The 15602-nt window shown below is 63.9% G+C and carries 13 protein-coding genes; 2 read left to right on the top strand and 11 right to left on the bottom strand.

Annotated features, from left to right (window positions below):
* Positions 1-35: 35 nt before the first annotated feature.
* The 7 genes from J5M58_RS14620 to J5M58_RS14590 form a co-directional block, all read right to left on the bottom strand.
* Positions 36-221 carry a hypothetical protein gene (locus tag J5M58_RS14620; protein ID WP_112251460.1) on the bottom strand — a complete coding sequence of 62 codons (186 nt, stop codon included), beginning with the start codon at positions 219-221 and terminating at the stop codon, positions 36-38.
* On the bottom strand, positions 218-1330 hold the full coding sequence (locus tag J5M58_RS14615) for a PepSY domain-containing protein (protein ID WP_207878575.1): 1113 nt from the start codon (positions 1328-1330) through the stop codon (positions 218-220). Before J5M58_RS14615 ends, J5M58_RS14620 begins: the two co-directional genes overlap by 4 nt.
* Before the next feature lie 157 nt (positions 1331-1487).
* Entirely contained in the window at positions 1488-3893 is a 2406-nt protein-coding gene (locus J5M58_RS14610) for a TonB-dependent siderophore receptor (RefSeq protein WP_112251463.1), read from the bottom strand.
* Positions 3894-4112: 219 nt separating this feature from the next.
* A complete protein-coding gene (locus tag J5M58_RS14605; RefSeq protein ID WP_207878573.1) occupies positions 4113-5069 on the bottom strand; it encodes a FecR domain-containing protein in 957 nt (318 codons plus the stop codon).
* The gene (locus J5M58_RS14600; RefSeq protein ID WP_015268687.1) at positions 5066-5584 is read right to left on the bottom strand and encodes an RNA polymerase sigma factor; all 519 of its coding nucleotides are present in this window, start codon (positions 5582-5584) and stop codon (positions 5066-5068) included. Before J5M58_RS14600 ends, J5M58_RS14605 begins: the two co-directional genes overlap by 4 nt.
* A 236-nt stretch (positions 5585-5820) precedes the next feature.
* Positions 5821-6531 carry a PolC-type DNA polymerase III gene (locus J5M58_RS14595; RefSeq protein WP_112251467.1) on the bottom strand — a complete coding sequence of 237 codons (711 nt, stop codon included), beginning with the start codon at positions 6529-6531 and terminating at the stop codon, positions 5821-5823.
* Entirely contained in the window at positions 6528-8465 is a 1938-nt protein-coding gene (locus J5M58_RS14590) for a DUF294 nucleotidyltransferase-like domain-containing protein (RefSeq protein WP_207878571.1), read from the bottom strand. Before J5M58_RS14590 ends, J5M58_RS14595 begins: the two co-directional genes overlap by 4 nt.
* A gap of 180 nt (positions 8466-8645) precedes the next feature.
* Here J5M58_RS14590 and J5M58_RS14585 point away from each other — a divergent pair, with 180 nt between their 5' ends.
* Entirely contained in the window at positions 8646-9122 is a 477-nt protein-coding gene (locus tag J5M58_RS14585) for a response regulator (RefSeq protein WP_112251471.1), read from the top strand.
* Between the two features lie 147 nt (positions 9123-9269).
* Here J5M58_RS14585 and J5M58_RS14580 read toward each other — a convergent pair whose 3' ends face one another.
* Entirely contained in the window at positions 9270-11447 is a 2178-nt protein-coding gene (locus J5M58_RS14580; RefSeq protein ID WP_112251473.1) for a malate synthase G, read from the bottom strand.
* A 450-nt stretch (positions 11448-11897) separates the two neighbouring features.
* On the opposite strand from J5M58_RS14580, the gene J5M58_RS14575 reads away from it, so the two are divergent.
* Positions 11898-12416, top strand: a complete 519-nt coding sequence (locus J5M58_RS14575) for a glycine cleavage system protein R (RefSeq protein WP_112251475.1) — start codon at positions 11898-11900, stop codon at positions 12414-12416.
* Positions 12417-12768: 352 nt separating this feature from the next.
* Here the strand turns inward: J5M58_RS14575 and rarD are convergent, their stop codons facing one another.
* From rarD to J5M58_RS14560, 3 genes are all read right to left on the bottom strand, one after another.
* The gene (rarD, locus tag J5M58_RS14570; RefSeq protein WP_207878569.1) at positions 12769-13656 is read right to left on the bottom strand and encodes an EamA family transporter RarD; all 888 of its coding nucleotides are present in this window, start codon (positions 13654-13656) and stop codon (positions 12769-12771) included.
* Positions 13657-13720: 64 nt separating this feature from the next.
* Positions 13721-14695: a serine/threonine protein kinase gene (locus J5M58_RS14565; RefSeq protein ID WP_207878567.1), complete on the bottom strand. Its 975-nt coding sequence runs from the start codon at positions 14693-14695 to the stop codon at positions 13721-13723.
* 163 nt (positions 14696-14858) lie between these two features.
* Positions 14859-15602, bottom strand: a 744-nt coding sequence (locus J5M58_RS14560) for a TOBE domain-containing protein (RefSeq protein WP_207878565.1), incomplete at its 5' end; no start/stop codon positions are given.

Raw genomic sequence — 15602 nt, 5'->3', positions numbered from 1 at the left:
ATGTCGAGGCAATGTGCGAGGTGGGTGGTAGCCGGTTATTGCCGGCGCCGGGGCCACAAGCCACGCAGGCCCAGCACGGCCGAAACGCCCAGGCCTAGCCAGGCGAGGCTGTCCCAGATGCCGTCGCCCAGCAGGGCTGCGAATAACCCGCCGGCACTGAGCAGGGCGATAAGCGCCGGCCAGGCGTAGATGCGCCGGGTTGACCGCGACTTGTGGCTCATGCGGTTGCCCCCTTGGGCTTGCGCTGCTTGCCCCACCACAGGTACAGGCCACTGCCGAGCACGATGATGGTCAGCACGTCGAGCACGGCCCAGAGGACCTGCATCGGCCGCCCGCCGTAATCGCCGAAGTGCAGCGGTTGCGACAGGCCCATGGCGTCCATGTACCAGGGGCGTTCACCGACCGCAGTAACTTCCAGCGTGCGTGCATCGATCAGCACCGGGGTGAGCAGGTGCGAGGTCAGGTGCGTGGCGCCTTTCATGAACACCGCGTAGTGGTGTTCGCTGGAGAAGCGGGTGCCGGGGAAGGCGATGAAGTCCGGGCGCATGCCGGGCGCGGCCTGTTCGGCGATGCCCAGCAGGCGGGTGGCCGGGGCGCGCTCGGTGAGCGGTGGGGCATCACGGTAGGGCGCGACCATGGCGGCCAGGCTGTCGTTGCGCCAGGCGGCGATGACCAGGTCGGACAGGGCGCTGATCACACCGGTCACGCCTACCGTCAGTGCCCAGGCCAGGGTGACCACACCGATCAGGTTGTGCAGGTCGAGCCAGCGCAGGCGGCGGGATTTGCCGTGGCGTACCGTGGCGAAGTCCAGGCGGCGCATGAACGGTGCATACAGTACGGTGCCGGAGATGATCGCCACGACGAACAGCACGCCCATGAAGGCCAGCAGAAGCTTGCCGGGCAGGCCGGCGAACATGTCCACATGCAGGCGCAGCATGGTCATCATGAAGCCGCCGTTGGCGGCCGGCATGGCCACGGCTTCGCCGGTGCGGGCGTCGAGCATGAAAGTGTGCGACGAATTGGGTTCGGTGCCGGCGGTGGCAGCGGTGATGGCCACCAAGCCGTTGGCTTCGTCCTCGTCGTAGCCAAAGTACTGCATGACCTCGCCGGGGCGGTGCTGCTCGGCCTTGATCACAAGCTGCTGCAGGTCGAGGTGTGGGGTGCCTGCCGGCATTTCGCGCAGTTCGGGCGCGTCGCCGAGCAGGTGTTCGAGTTCGTGGTGGAAGATCAGCGGCAGGCCGGTGAGCGCCAGCAACAGCAGGAACAGGGTGCAGACAAGGCTGCTCCAGGTATGGATTGTGGACCAGCGGCGAATGGTTGGGCTTTTCATCACGATACCGGTGTTTGCCTGTTGGAACCTGGGGCCGCAGTGCGGCCCAATCGCCGGCAAGCCAGCTCCCACAGGTACAGCGCAGGCCTCGGGCAATGCGCTGAATCTGTGGGAGCTGGCTTGCCGGCGATCGGGCTGCGAAGCAGTCCCTGCTTACTCAGAACTTGTAATTGACACTGGCCACCACGTTGCGCTCGTCGCCGTAGTAGCACCAGTAACCGTCACAGTTGGCCAGGTAGTCCTTGTTGAACAGGTTCTTCGCCTCCACTGCTACCGTCAGGCCTTTCATGCTGCTGTCCAGGCGGCCCAGGTCGTAGTGCACCGAAGCGTCGTACACAGTGTACGAACCCACATGGGCCAGTTCGGTGTTGGCCGTGTTGCCGTAGGTGTCACCCACATAGCGCACACCACCACCAATGCCGAAGCCGTCCAGTGGCCCGCTGTGCCAGGTGTAGTCGGCCCACAGGGTTGCCTGGTTGCGCGGGATCAGCGCCATGCGGTTGCCTTTGTCGTCACCCTTCAGGATCTCGGTGTCGGTATAGGTGTATGACGCGATGGCCTTGAGGTTCTCGGTAACCTGAGTGGAGGCCTCCAGTTCGACGCCGCGAACCTGCAGTTCACCCACCTGGCGGGTGATGCTGCCTTCCGTGACGCTGACGTTCTGCTGCTTCAGGTCATACACCGCTGCAGTGAGCAGGGTGTCAGTCCCGACGGGCTGGTATTTCACACCCACTTCATACTGGCGGCCTTCGGTTGGTTTGAACGATTCCGTGGATTTGACGTTGGCACCACTGGCCGGCTGGAACGACTCGGTGTACGAGAAGTACGGCGTGATGCCGTTGTCGAAAACGTAACTCAGGCCGACGTTGCCGCTGAAGGCTTTGTCGCGCTGGGTATTGGTTGCGTCGGCGCTGTTGTGGAACACAGTGCCGGTGTGAATCCAGTCTTCACGACCACCCAAGGTCAGGCGCCAGTTGTCGAGTGACATCTGGTCCTGAACGTAGGCACCTGTCTGGTGGGTTTTCTGCTGGAAGTCCTGCATGGCAAAGTAGGTGACGTTCGACAGGTCGGCGCCATATACCGGGCGGTTGACATTGATCGGAGGCACGCCCATGCCATACAGCCATTGATAATTGGTATTCGAACGCTGATGGTCCAGGCCCAGCAGCACTGTGTGGCTGATGTCGCCGGTCTGGAAGTCGGCCTGGAAGTTGTTGTCGACGGCGAACTGGCTGATGTCTTCGTTGACGATACCCGACTCGCGATTGACGTTGCCATCGGCATCGATGCTGTTGATGGTGGCTACCTGCACGGCCTGGAACGACAAATCGCTCTTGGTGTAGCGCAGGTTCTGGCGGAACTGCCAGGTGTCGTTGAGTCGGTGCTCGAAGGCATATCCCAACGCGTAGTAGCTGCGGTCGTAGAAGTCCCAGTCCGGTTCGCCAAGGTTCTTGTGGTGGGAAATCTTGCCGGTCGGGCCGTCCAGTTTGGTTCCTTGTAGTGGCAGGAACTGACCAGTGATACCGGTATCGTCCCGGGTGTACTGAGAGATGAAGGTCAGCTTGGTATCTTCATCGATATTCCAGGTCAGGCTGGGTGCGATGTTGTAGCGCTTGTCCGGGATATGGTCGACGGGTGAATTGCTGTCACGCACCACACCACTCACGCGGTATAGAAACTTGCCTTCGTCGTCGATCTTGCCGGTGCTGTCGAAGTTGATCTGCTTGTGTTCGTTGCTACCCACCTGGGCTTCGATCTGATGCGCACTCTCAAGTTGCGGACGGCGGCTGACCATATCGAGCATGCCGCCCGGTGGTGTCTGGCCATACACCGACGACGCCGGTCCGCGCAGTACGGTAATGCGTTCGAGGTTCCACGGCTCGACCTTGGGATTGGCGAACGAGCCCTTGGGCAGCGGCAGCCCGTCAAGGAACTGGGTCGGCTCGAAACCACGCACACGCAGCCAGTCGGCGCGCGAGTCCGAACCGTAACCACTACTTTGCACGCCAGCGGTGTAGCGCAGGGCGTCATTGAGGTTGAGTACCTGGCGATCGTCCAGTTGCTGGCGGGTGATGACAGTCAGCGAGCGTGGGGTCTCGACGATTGGTGTGTCGGTCTTGGTACCCGCGGCAGTGCGCGTGGCCACGTAGCCGCTGGAGGCACCCCAGGCGCTTTCATAGTTGGAAGTCGCATTGATCGCGGTCTCCGGCAACGCCAGTGTCCCTTCCGGCGTAGCCACCAGGCTGAAGCTGCCCACGCTACTTTGCTGCAGCTGCAGGCCAGTGCCGCGCAGGGCAGCCTGCAGGGCACCAAGGCCATCGTACTGCCCGCTCACCGTGGCCGAGGTACGGCCGCTGACCAGTGCCGGGTCGATGGCCAGGGTAATGCCGGCCTGGCTGGCGATCTGGTTGAGGGTGGTGGCCAGCGGGGCGCTGGGCAGGTCGTAGGCACGCTGAGCGGATTGCTCGGCGGCGAACAGGGCAGGGCTGGCCAATGGCGCGGCCACGGCGATGGCCAGGGCCATCAGGCTGGGGCGCAGGATACGATCAACAGCACGGGACATGCAGCGGCTCCTCGACGGATAAGTGCTTTCTGCTTCCTTGCCGAGCGAGATTTGAAAAGTGACAGGGCGAATCTGAAAAAAATTGAGAATTATTTGAAGTTGGTTTCTGCTTGTACCGGCCTTTTCGCGGGTAAACCCGCTCCCACAGGGATCGCGGGGGCTTTGAGGCTGGTGCAATCCTGTGGAAGCGGGTTTACCCGCGAAGAGGCCGGTGCAGGCCTACTTGGGACCGACGGTCACCCACCACTGGGTATGCCGCTCGACCTTCACCGGCAGTGCCGGCACCAGCGACGAAAGCGCCAGGTCGGTGTCGGTCAGCGGGAAGCTGCCGGTCACCCGCAGATCGGCGACCTTGTCGTCTACCCCGAGGTAACCGCTGCGGTACTGGCCAAGCGCGGCCAGCAGGTCGGCCAGGCGCACGTTGTCCACCACCAGCATGCCGCGGGTCCAGGCGTCGGCTCCGGCTGGCACCGTGCCGACCCGGCCAAGGCCGTTGGCGTTCATCAGCACCTGCTGGCCTTCGCGCAGCACCTGTTCGTCGCCGCTGTTCAGCGGCATGGCGGCGACCGAGGCTTGCAGCACTTCCAGGCGGGTGCCGTCATCCTCGCGGCGCACCAGGAAGCGCGTGCCCAGTGGGCGCAGGCGGCCATCGTCGGTGCGCACCAGCAGCGGACGCGGGTCCTGATGGCCGGTTTCGACCGAGATCTCGCCCTGGTGCAGCACGATCACCCGTTGCTCGCCGGCGTAGTCGATGTCCACGGCAGTGTGGCTGTTCAGGCTCAGCAAGGTGCCGTCTTCCAGGCGCAGGGTGCGCAGTTCGCCGGTGGCGGTGCGCTGGTCGGCAAGCCAGTAGCTCGGTGCCAGCGATGGCGCGCCGACCCAGGCCAGCAGCGAGCCCAGAAGAAACATGCCGGCCAGCCCGCCGCCGACCTTGCCGATACGTCGGCGCAGGCCGGCGCGCGATTGCAGCAGGGCCTGGCGTGCCGGGCCTGCAGCGGCGTTCACGCGCTGGTCCATGGCGCCGAGTTGGCGCCAGGCGCGGGCGTGCTCCTCGCTCGCGGCATGCCAGCGCATGAATTCGCTGCGCTCGTCAGGTGTGCCGCTACCGTTGTCGAGGCTGAGTTTCCAGGCAATGGCAGCTTCCAGCACCCGTGACGAAACCGGGGCGCTGCTCACGTCGGCTCCCCGTACAGGGCCACGTAGCACTGGCGCATGCCCTGGGCGATGTACTGGCGTACCCGCGACACCGAAACCCCCATGCGCTCGGCGATCTCGGCATGGCTCATGCCGTCCAGGCGATTGTGCAGGAATGCCGCGCGGGCCTTGCTCGACAGTTTGCCGAGCAGGCGGTCGATGGCCTTGAGGTCCTCGAGGATCAGGTGCTGCACTTCCGGGGAAGGTTGTTCGGCTTCCGGCATCAAGGCCAGTTCGGCCAGGTAGGCCTGCTCCAGCGCGGCGCGGCGGAAGTGGTCGAACATCAGGCCCTTGGCCACGGCGGCCAGGAATGCGCGGGGTTCGCGGGGCGTATCCAGTTGCGCACGGCCGAGCAGGCGCACGAAGGTGTCCTGGCTCAGGTCTTCGGCACGTTGGCGGCAGGCCATGCTGCGTTGCAGCCAGGCGAGCAGCCAGCCGCGGTGGTCGCGGTACAGCGCACCGACCAGATCGGCGTGTGGGCTCTGTGCAGAAGACAAGCAGCGTCCCCCCGGAACGAATGCATTAACTAACGATAATTATTCGCGATTGTTGCAGAGGGGAGGGGGTGGGTGCAATGGACGCTTATCGGATGGCCATCATGGAAGGTGCATCACCTGTACAGGCCTCTTCGCGGGTAAACCCGCTCCCACAGGTACGGCGCAGGCCTTGAGCATTGCACAGTACCTGTGGGAGCGGGTTTACCCGCGAAGAGGCCAGCAAGGGCGGTGAAAAGCTACAGGCCGTGGTTGTGCACCTTGCGCCTGCGCCACCCGCGCAACCGCTGCTCCAGCTGCAGCGGGCTGTCCAGTTGCTGGCGCCGGGCCTGGCTGAACAGGATCAGCGCCAGTTCGGCGGTCACCAAGGCATCGGCGCTGGCATGATGGCGCTCTTCCACGTGCAGGCCAAACCGCGCCACCCAGTCATCCAGCCCGGCCTCGCGCAGCACTGTGTCGGGGTTGAGCATCGGCGCCAACTCGGCAACATCCAGGAAGTGCGACTGCAAGCGATAGCCCAGGCTTTCCTTCAGCGCCCGGGCCAGCATGCGCTGGTCGAACGGCGCATGGAATGCCAGCACCGGGCTATTGCCAATGAAGTCGAGCAGATCGAGCAAGGCCTCGGCCGGGTCGCAGCCGGCAGCCAGGGCACTCGGGCCCAGGCCGTGGATCAGCACGCTGGCGTTGGTCTTCTGCAAAGGCCGGTGCAGGGTGCGTTCGAACTGCTGGGCAAAGTCGATGGCGCCATCCTCGATGGCCACGGCGCCAACCGACAGTACCTGGTCACGGTTGGGGTTCAGGCCGCTGGTCTCCAGGTCCAGCACCACCCAGCGCTGCTCGCGCAGGGTACACACCCCCAGTGGTGCGGCCTTGGGCAGCCGGGCCAGGCGCTGGCGCATGGCATGGTCCAGTTCGGGCGCACTGGGGCGCAGCCAGGCGAACAGGCTCATAGCTGGTACCGCAAGGCCAGGCTGCTTTGCAGGCGCTGGGCCTGACGCAGGGACTCGCGCAGGATGCGCCGGTCCAGGTGGTTGAGGCTGTCCGGGTCCAGGCGGTTGGAATACGGCAGGTTGTCGCGGGTCTGGCGCTGGTGCTGCTGCATGCGGGTTTGCTGGATGAAGTGGTAGGCCTCTTCATATGCTGCGCCGTCCAGTGCCTCGATCACGCCCTTGGCCACCAGCTGACGTAGACGTTCCAGGGTATTGCAGGCACCGATGCCGTTGGCCAGGGCCAGCAGCCTGGCACCATCGACGAAGGGCGTCAGGCCCTGGACCTTGAGGTCGAGGGTGGCGGCCTTGTCGTTGCCTTGGCGGGTCAGCACGAACTCGCGCAGGCGGCCTACCGGCGGGCGCTGGCGCAGGGCGTTGTCAGCCAGCATGCGCTGGAAGATGCGGTTGTCAGCCACCTGGTCCAGCAGGCCTTGGCGCAACTGCTCACAGCCTTGCTCGTCGCCCCACACCACGCGCAGGTCGAAATAGATGCTCGAGCCCAGCAGGTTCTCCGGGCTGGCCTCGCGGACAAAACCGGCAAAACGCCGCGCCCACTCACTGCGGGACAGGCACAGCTCGGGGTTGCCGGCCATGACGTTGCCCTTGCACAGGGTGAAGCCACACTGGGCCAGGCACTGGTTGATGTATTGCGCCAGCGGGAGCAGGCGCGCGCGGATGGCGTCGGCCTCGTCGCTGTCGGCGGCTTCGAAGAGGATGCCGTTGTCCTGGTCGGTATGCAGGGTTTGTTCACGTCGCCCTTCGCTGCCAAAGCACAGCCAGCTGAACGGCACGCCCGGGTCACCGCGCTCGGCCAGCGCCAGCTCGATCACCCGGCACACGGTGTGGTCGTTGAGCAGGGTGATGATCTGGGTGATCTGCGTGGAGGACGCGCCATGGGCCAGCATGCGCTCGACCAGTTGGCTGATTTCGCCGCGCAGCGAGACCAGGGTATCCAGGCGTGGCGCATGGCGAATGGTGCGCGCCAGGTGCACCAGGTCGACCCGTTGCAGGGAGAACAGGTCGCGCTCCGAAACCACACCGCACAGGCGCTGGTTTTCCACTAGGCAGACATGGGCGATATGCCGTTCGGTCATGGCCATGGCTGCGTCGAAGGCGCTGGCCTGGGGGCTGAGGTAGAACGGCTGGGCGGTCATGTGGCGCGCGATGGGCGCACCTAGGTCGGCGTCGGCCGCGGCCACCACCTGGCGCAGGTCGCGCAGGGTGAAGATACCGGTGGGGTAGCGCTGCGGGTCGACCACCACGATGCTGCCGACCTGCTGCTCGTGCATCAGCCGCACGGCGTCGCGCAGGGGCGTCTCGGGGTTGCACACTACCGGGTGGCGCATGGCCAGTTCTCCCAGTGGCGTATTCAGCGAATACTGGGTGCCGAGGGTTTCCACCGCGCGCTGGCGTACCTGCTGGTTGACCTGGTCGAGCAGGCTGCTGACCCCGCGCAGGGCAAAATCCCGAAACACTTCCGACATGGAGAATACGCGGATGAACGCGGGCTTGTTCAGTTGCAGGCAGAAGGTGTCCTCACCCGCGAGGTGCTCGGTTCGAGTCGCTCGCTCGCCGAGCAGGGCCGCCAGCGGGAAGCATTCGCCGCTGGTGATTTCGAAGGTGGTCTCCACACCAGGCTTGACCAGGTGCTGGCGCTCACCCACCACGCGGCCTTGCTTGACGACGTAGAAGTGCTCGACCGGCCCGTCGGCAGGTTTGACGATGCTTTCGCCGCTGGCATAGAAGCGCAGCTGGCACTGTTCGACCAGGTAGGCCAGGTGGCTGTGTTCCATCTGGTTGAATGGCGGAAAACGCTGCAGGAACTGCAAGGTGCCCTGGATGTTCTGCAGCACTGCCGTCCTGCCCGCCTGGCTGTAGGCGTCCTTTTTGCTCATGAAACTGACCGTATCGCTATGCCGAACTATATATCTATATATATATAGGTGCCGGCCATGTTGTTCTCTGCCTCCATGGTCGGCTTGCGGCGAGGTGGTGCCCATTGGACGTAAGTCTATGAGCGCCCTGTCAAACACCCGACGAAAGGCCAGCCGGGTTACGCAAGTTCTGCGGTCCTAATGCTGAAGCGGAATTTTTTTGACGAGATGAGCATGCCTGAGCAACACGACATCCTGAGCGACGCCGAGCGCGAGGCATTGGCCGTCGTGAGTGCGCCTGTGGCAGCCAAGCCGCTGGTGCTGGTGGTGGATGACAATGCAGTGAACCGTGAGGCGCTGATCCTGTACCTGAAAAGCCGGGGCATTGACTGCGTAGGCGCGGATGGGGCCGAGGAAGCCAGGCTTTACCTGCATTACCAGCAGCGGATCGGCTTGATGATCACGGATTTGCGCATGCAGCCCGAGGATGGCCTGGAGCTGATCCGGCAGATTCGCGAGTCGGAGCGGGCGGCGTTGTCGATCATCGTGGTGTCAGGCGACACCGATGTGGAAGAGGCGGTGGACGTGATGCACCTTGGGGTGGTGGATTTTCTGCTGAAGCCGGTGGATCTGGACAGGCTGCTGGAGCTGGTGAAGAAAGAACTGAAGATCCAGTAGTGCAGGAGTGGGGCTGCTTTGCAGCCCTTTCGCGACACAAGGCCGCTCCTACAGGTACCGCGCCAGACTTCAGCCTTGCGCGGTACTTGTGGGAGCGGCCTTGTGTCGCGAAAGGGCCGCAAAGCGGCCCCCTGTCGCAGATGTCGCTTACAACCCGTTACGCGCCTTGAACTCGCGGCGACGGCGGTGCAGTACCGGCTCGGTGTAACCGTTCGGCTGCTTTCCACCTTCCAGTACCAACTCCACAGCGGCCTGGAATGCGATGTTGTCGTCGAAGTCAGGTGCCATCGGGCGATACAGGGCATCACCGGCGTTCTGCTGGTCAACCACCACCGCCATGCGCTTGAGGCTTTCCAGTACCTGCTCCTGGCTGACCACGCCATGGCGCAGCCAGTTGGCCAGCAACTGGGCCGAAATGCGCAGGGTGGCGCGGTCTTCCATCAGGCCGACGTTGTTGATGTCTGGCACCTTCGAGCAACCCACACCCTGGTCGATCCAGCGCACCACGTAGCCGAGGATGCCTTGGGCGTTGTTGTCCAGTTCGTTGCGGATCTCTTCGGCCGACCAGTTGGTGTCGGCGGCCAGCGGGATGGTCAGGATGTCGTCTACCGACGCCGGGGTGCGCGAAGCCAGTTCACGCTGACGTGCCTGTACGTCCACCTTGTGGTAGTGCAGGGCATGCAGGGTGGCTGCAGTCGGCGACGGCACCCAGGCGGTGTTGGCACCGGCCAGCGGGTGGGCGATCTTCTGCTCGAGCATGGCCGCCATCAGGTCGGGCATGGCCCACATGCCCTTGCCGATCTGCGCACGGCCTTGCAGGCCGGTGGCCAGGCCGACGTCGACGTTGTTGTTCTCGTAGGCACCGATCCACTTCTCGTTCTTCATGGCACCCTTGCGCACCACGGCGCCGGCTTCCATCGAGGTGTGGATTTCATCGCCGGTGCGGTCGAGGAAGCCGGTATTGATGAACACCACGCGCTCGGCTGCGGCCTTGATGCACGACTTGAGGTTGACCGTGGTACGGCGCTCCTCGTCCATGATGCCGACCTTGACGGTGTTGCGCTTCATGCCCAGCAGGTCTTCGACCTGGCTGAAGATCTCGGCTGCGAAGGCTACTTCTTCCGGGCCGTGCATCTTCGGCTTGACGATGTACACGCTGCCGCTGCGGGTGTTCTTGCGGCTGGTGTTGCCATTGAGGTTGTGCAGGGCGATCAGGTTGGTGAACAGCCCGTCCTGGATGCCCTCGGGGATTTCGTTGCCCTGGGCGTCGAGGATCGCCGGGTTGGTCATCAGGTGGCCAACGTTGCGCACGAACAGCAACGAACGGCCGTGCAGGGTCACGCTGCCGCCGTTGGGCGCGGCGTACTCGCGGTCCGGGTTCATGGTGCGGGTGAAGGTCTTGCCACCCTTGCTGACGCTTTCGGCCAGGTCGCCTTTCATCAGGCCCAGCCAGTTGCGGTAGACGACCACCTTGTCGTCGGCGTCGACGGCGGCAACCGAGTCTTCGCAGTCCATGATGGTGGTCAGCGCCGATTCCATCAGGATGTCTTTCACGCCGGCGGCGTCGGTGCTGCCGACCGGGGTGCTGGCATCGACCTGGATTTCGAAGTGCAGGCCGTTGTGCTTGAGCAGCACGGCAGTCGGCGCGGCGGCATCGCCATGGAAGCCGATCAGCTGGGCGTCGTCACGCAGGCCGCTGTTGCTGCCGCCTTTCAGGGCAACTACCAGCTTGCCGCCTTCGATGCGGTAGCCGGTGGAATCGACGTGCGAGCCGGCTGCCAGTGGCGCGGCTTCGTCGAGGAAGGCGCGGGCGAAGGCGATGACCTTGTCGCCACGCACCTTGTTGTAGCCTTGGCCTTTCTCTGCGCCGCCTTCATCGCTGATGGCATCGGTGCCATACAGCGCGTCATACAGCGAACCCCAACGGGCGTTGGCGGCGTTCAGGGCGAAGCGGGCGTTCATCACCGGTACGACCAGCTGCGGGCCGGCCATGTGGGCGATTTCTTCGTCGACGTTCTGGGTGGTGGCCTGGAAATCGTCGGCTTGTGGCAGCAGGTAGCCGATTTCCTGGAGGAATGCTTTGTAGGCTACGGCGTCATGGGCCTGGCCTTTGCGTGCCTGGTGCCAGGCGTCGATCTTGGCTTGCAGCTCGTCGCGTTTGGCGAGCAGGGCTTTGTTCTTTGGAGCGAGGTCATTGATGATCTTCTCTGCACCCGCCCAGAACTGCTCGGCGACGATGCCGGTCCCTGGGATCGCTTCGTTGTTCACGAAGTCGTACAGGACCTTGGCGACCTGAAGGCCACCGACTTGAACGTATCCAGTCATTGCTTGCCTCACTCTGCTCAGCTATTTCGCTCTTCTGTATTAAGCCTGTAGCGCTTCTCTAAACACGGCACCAGTGCATGCCCCCGAGTAGAGCCCGAGCGCGGCTGGGTGCGGCCTGCCAGACTGGCTGGCAGACAGTGTGCGTATTTTCACAGGCGCCTTGGCAGACATCCAAACGACGTTTTGTAGTCCGCGCCACGGGATACTACATGAAGCAGTAGGCGGGGCAAAATCAGACTAAAAGCGCCGTTATGCGACCCGTTGGTCGCGTATGGTCACGCTGGGAGTGGGTATGTTCGCAAAAAACAGGTGGATTGTTCCAGATAAATCTTGAAACAGTACACGATTCGTTGTGCAGATTGCCCTGCGGCAGGTTGCCGCGCCTTGCCTATACTGAGTCGATCCCCCGATTTTCTGCCGCACGGCGCGGTCCGACACGAGGAAGGGCTTGTGGATCATCTTGTACTGACTGTAATTGCCCCTGACAAGGCCGGCCAGGTCGAGCGCATTGCCCAGTGCATCGCTGACCACAGTGGCAACTGGCTGGAAAGCCGCATGTCGCGTATGGCCGGGCAGTTTGCCGGCATCCTGCGGGTGGCGGTGCCGGCGGAAAACTACGACGAGCTGGTGGCTTCGCTGCAGGGGTTGGCCCGATATGACATTCGTGTGCTGATCGCCGAGAGCGGAATCGAGCCGTCTTGTACTTGGAAGCCGATTGCCATGGAGCTGGTAGGGAATGACCGGCCGGGGATCGTGCGTGACATCACCCGCTTGCTGGCGGACCTGGGGGTGAACCTTGAGCGGTTTACCACGGAGGTGCGGCCGGCGCCCATGAGCAGCGAGCCGCTATTCCATGCCGATGCCTTGCTGGCATTGCCGTTGACCCTGTCGCTGGAGGATTTGCAGCAGAAGCTGGAAAGCTTGGCGGACGATCTGATGGTCGAGTTGAAACTGCGGCCGGAGGAGTGATCCGGAATCGCCGGGGGCCGCTTTGCGGCCCTTTCGCGACACAAGGCCGCTCCTACAGGGGCACGCGTAATCCGCCGGTAAACGTGTACCCCTGTAGGAGCGGCCTTGTGTCGCGATGGGCTGCAAAGCAGCCCCCTGCGGTTATCCCGATATCACGGGGAAGGCCTTGTGGATAACCTGGGGGCTCACCTCTCCAGGCCAGGCAAATCAGGCCCTCCGAGGATTTGCTCAAAAAACAGCCAATAATCAGCAGCTTGTGCACAAAGCACGGGGACGAGGGTGTGGATAACCTTTGGAGATGTCTCTGCAGGCCACGAAGCACAAGGCCTGCAGGGTTATGATCATTTTTTGATCAGCTACGCTTGCGCAAACTGACCCACGCATCGACGCTATAAATCGCCAAACCCGCCCAGATGAACATGAACGCCACCAAAGTGCTTGACGACAAGTGCTCATCGAAAAGCAGCACCGCCTGCAGCAACACCAGCGTCGGCGCCAGGTACTGCAGGAAGCCCAGCGTGGTGTACGGCAAGTGCCGCGCGGCAGCGTTGAAGCACACCAGCGGCACCAGGGTCACCGGCCCCGCAGCCATCAGCCACAAAGCTTCGCTGCTGGTGTAGAACGCGCCCTTGGCACTTGTTGCCGCCGGGTGCAGCAACAGCCAGCCAAGGGCCAGCGGTACCAGCATCCAGGTTTCCACCACCAGGCCCGGCAGTGCCGCTACCGGTGCCTGTTTGCGAATCAGCCCATAGAAGCCGAAGCTCAGCGCCAGTACCAGCGACACCCACGGCAGGCTGCCTACCTGCCACACCTGCTGGGCAACACCCACGGTGGCCATGGCTACCGCAAGCCACTGCATACGGCGCAGGCGCTCGCCGAGAATCAGCATGCCCAGCAGCACATTGATCAGCGGGTTGATGTAGTAACCCAGGCTGGCCTCGAGCATGCGCCCGTTGTTCACCGACCATACGTAGGTCAGCCAGTTGCCGGCGATCAGTGCCCCGCTCAGGGCCAGGATGCCCAGCCGGCGCGGGTTTTCCCGCAGTTCACGCCACCAGCCGGGGTGTTTCCACACCAGTAGCAGCAACGAGCCGAACAAAGCCGACCACAGCACCCGGTGGACAATGATCTCCACCGCCGGGACGCTCTGGATTGCCTTGAAGTACAGGGGGAACAAGCCCCAGATGATGTAGGCGCTGAGGCCTAGTAGATACCCGCGACGCGGGTTTGCGGCATGCATGCAGAATCCTTGCTTAGGTAGCTAAATAAAGCGACGCCTATTGTAGACAGAGGCGGGCGCGCTTCTAGAACAATTTCAGCGGCGCTTCATCCAGTGCTGCCATTTGCTCGCGCAGGGCGAGGATCTGGTCTCCCCAGTAGCGTGGCTGGCCAAACCAGGGGAAGCTGGGCGGGAATGCCGGGTCGTCCCAGCGCCGCGCCAGCCAGGCGCTGTAGTGCAACTGGCGCAGGGCGCGCAGGGGTTCGATCAGGGCCAGCTCGCGCGGGTCGAAGTCGTGGAACTCGTTGTAGCCGTCGATCAGTTCGGCCAGCTGCCCCAGGCGCTCCTCGCGGCTGCCGGCCAGCATCATCCACAGGTCCTGCACCGCCGGGCCCATGCGGCAGTCGTCGAGGTCGACCACGTGATATACCTCGTCGCGGTGCATCAGGTTGCCGGGGTGCAGGTCGCCATGCAGGCGGATGAGCTGGTGCGGCGAGCGGGCGTAGATGTCCTCCACTCGCTTTAGCAGGTCGCGGGCTACCGATTCGAAAGCCGGCAGCAGTTCGCGGGGGACGAAGTCACCTTCCAGCAGGGTATTGAGCGAGGCGTGGCCGAAGTTGTCCACAGCCAGCGCTTCGCGGTGCTCGAACGGTTTGCTGGCGCCCACGGCATGCAGGCGGCCGAGCAACTGGCCGAGGCGGTAGAGCTGGTCGAGGTTGCCCGGCTCTGGCGCGTGGCCGCCGCGGCGGGGGAACAGGGTGAAACGGAAGCCCTGGTGCTCGAACAAGGTGCGACCGTCGTGGTGCAGCGGGGCGACCACCGGCACTTCGCAGTCGGCCAGTTCGGCGGTGAAGCTGTGCTCTTCGAGGATGGCCGCGTCGCTCCAGCGGCCTGGGCGGTAGAACTTGGCAATCAGCGGTTGTGCATCTTCGATGCCCACCTGGTAGACGCGGTTCTCGTAGCTGTTCAGTGCCAGCACCCGCGCATCGCTGAGAAAGCCAATGCTTTCCACTGCGTCCAGGACCAGGTCGGGGGTGAGGGTGTCGAAGGGGTGGGACATGGTGGCTCCGGGGGTAGGCGGCGTGGGGGCCATGGTAGCGCGTTAATGCCTGTACCGGCCTCTTCGCGGGTGAACCCGCTCCCACAGGTACGGCGCAGCCGCCAGGGAAACGATGCACCTGTGGGAGCGGGTTTACCCGCGAACCGCGCAAAGCGCGGCCAGGCTATGCAGGAACCCCGAGCAATACATAGGAGGGATGAAACTGAACCCGCACCGAACTGCCTTCTGCCACCCGCTGCCCAGCCAACCAATCCGCCTCGGCAAACGCACACAACGTCTGCCCATTACCCAGCGCCAACCTGACCTCTCCAGGCCCATCAGCCTCTGCCAGCACCTCTTCCACCGTCGCCAGCAGGCAATTGCTACCCGCTTCGGCCTCTTCCTCGTCGGCCAACAACCGCACCCACCCCGCCTTGAGCAGCGCCACCACCATCGTCCCCAGCGTCAGCTCAAGCCGCGCAGTGCTGTCGTGGGTGATCAACGCCTCGATCTCCAACCCTCCGCCCAACGCCAGGCTGACGCGATCATGCCGGCCCTCACGGCGCAGGCCGCTGACTTGGCCCTGCAACTGGTTGCGTGCGCTGGTACGCAACATCAGCCGGCCGAGCAAGTCGAGGTCGCTGGACTCCTCGGCCGCTTCGAGAATCTGCGCCTGAAGGGCCTGCAGCCTCTGATACAGGCGCAGCACCCGCTGGCCTTCCGGCGACAGGCGGGCACCACCGCCACCACGCCCCCCGGTACTGCGCTCCACCAGGGGCTGGCTGGCCAGGTTGTTGAGTTCGTCGATGGCGTCCCAGGCGGCCTTGTAGCTGATGCCCGCAGCCTTGGCGGCGCGGGTGATCGATCCTTGTTCGGCAATGTGCTGCAGCAGCGCGATGCGCTGGGGGCGGCGGGCGATGTGCTGGGT

Origin of the sequence: Pseudomonas sp. 32_A, from assembly GCF_017490905.1 — a bacterium.
GTDB classification, from domain to species: domain Bacteria; phylum Pseudomonadota; class Gammaproteobacteria; order Pseudomonadales; family Pseudomonadaceae; genus Aquipseudomonas; species Aquipseudomonas inefficax.
This window is presented reverse-complemented; position numbering and strand designations above follow the sequence as displayed.

Excerpts from the sequence above, each read along its gene's own strand:
- J5M58_RS14595 (WP_112251467.1), bottom strand. The coding sequence starts at position 6,531 with ATGAGCCTGTTCGCCTGGCTGCGCCCCAGTGCGCCCGAACTGGACCAT.
- rarD (WP_207878569.1), bottom strand. The coding sequence starts at position 13,656 with ATGCATGCCGCAAACCCGCGTCGCGGGTATCTACTAGGCCTCAGCGCC.
- J5M58_RS14610 (WP_112251463.1), bottom strand. The coding sequence starts at position 3,893 with ATGTCCCGTGCTGTTGATCGTATCCTGCGCCCCAGCCTGATGGCCCTG.
- J5M58_RS14615 (WP_207878575.1), bottom strand. The coding sequence starts at position 1,330 with ATGAAAAGCCCAACCATTCGCCGCTGGTCCACAATCCATACCTGGAGC.
- J5M58_RS14590 (WP_207878571.1), bottom strand. The coding sequence starts at position 8,465 with ATGAGCAAAAAGGACGCCTACAGCCAGGCGGGCAGGACGGCAGTGCTG.
- J5M58_RS14620 (WP_112251460.1), bottom strand. The coding sequence starts at position 221 with ATGAGCCACAAGTCGCGGTCAACCCGGCGCATCTACGCCTGGCCGGCG.
- J5M58_RS14580 (WP_112251473.1), bottom strand. The coding sequence starts at position 11,447 with ATGACTGGATACGTTCAAGTCGGTGGCCTTCAGGTCGCCAAGGTCCTG.
- J5M58_RS14585 (WP_112251471.1), top strand. The coding sequence starts at position 8,646 with ATGCTGAAGCGGAATTTTTTTGACGAGATGAGCATGCCTGAGCAACAC.
- J5M58_RS14565 (WP_207878567.1), bottom strand. The coding sequence starts at position 14,695 with ATGTCCCACCCCTTCGACACCCTCACCCCCGACCTGGTCCTGGACGCA.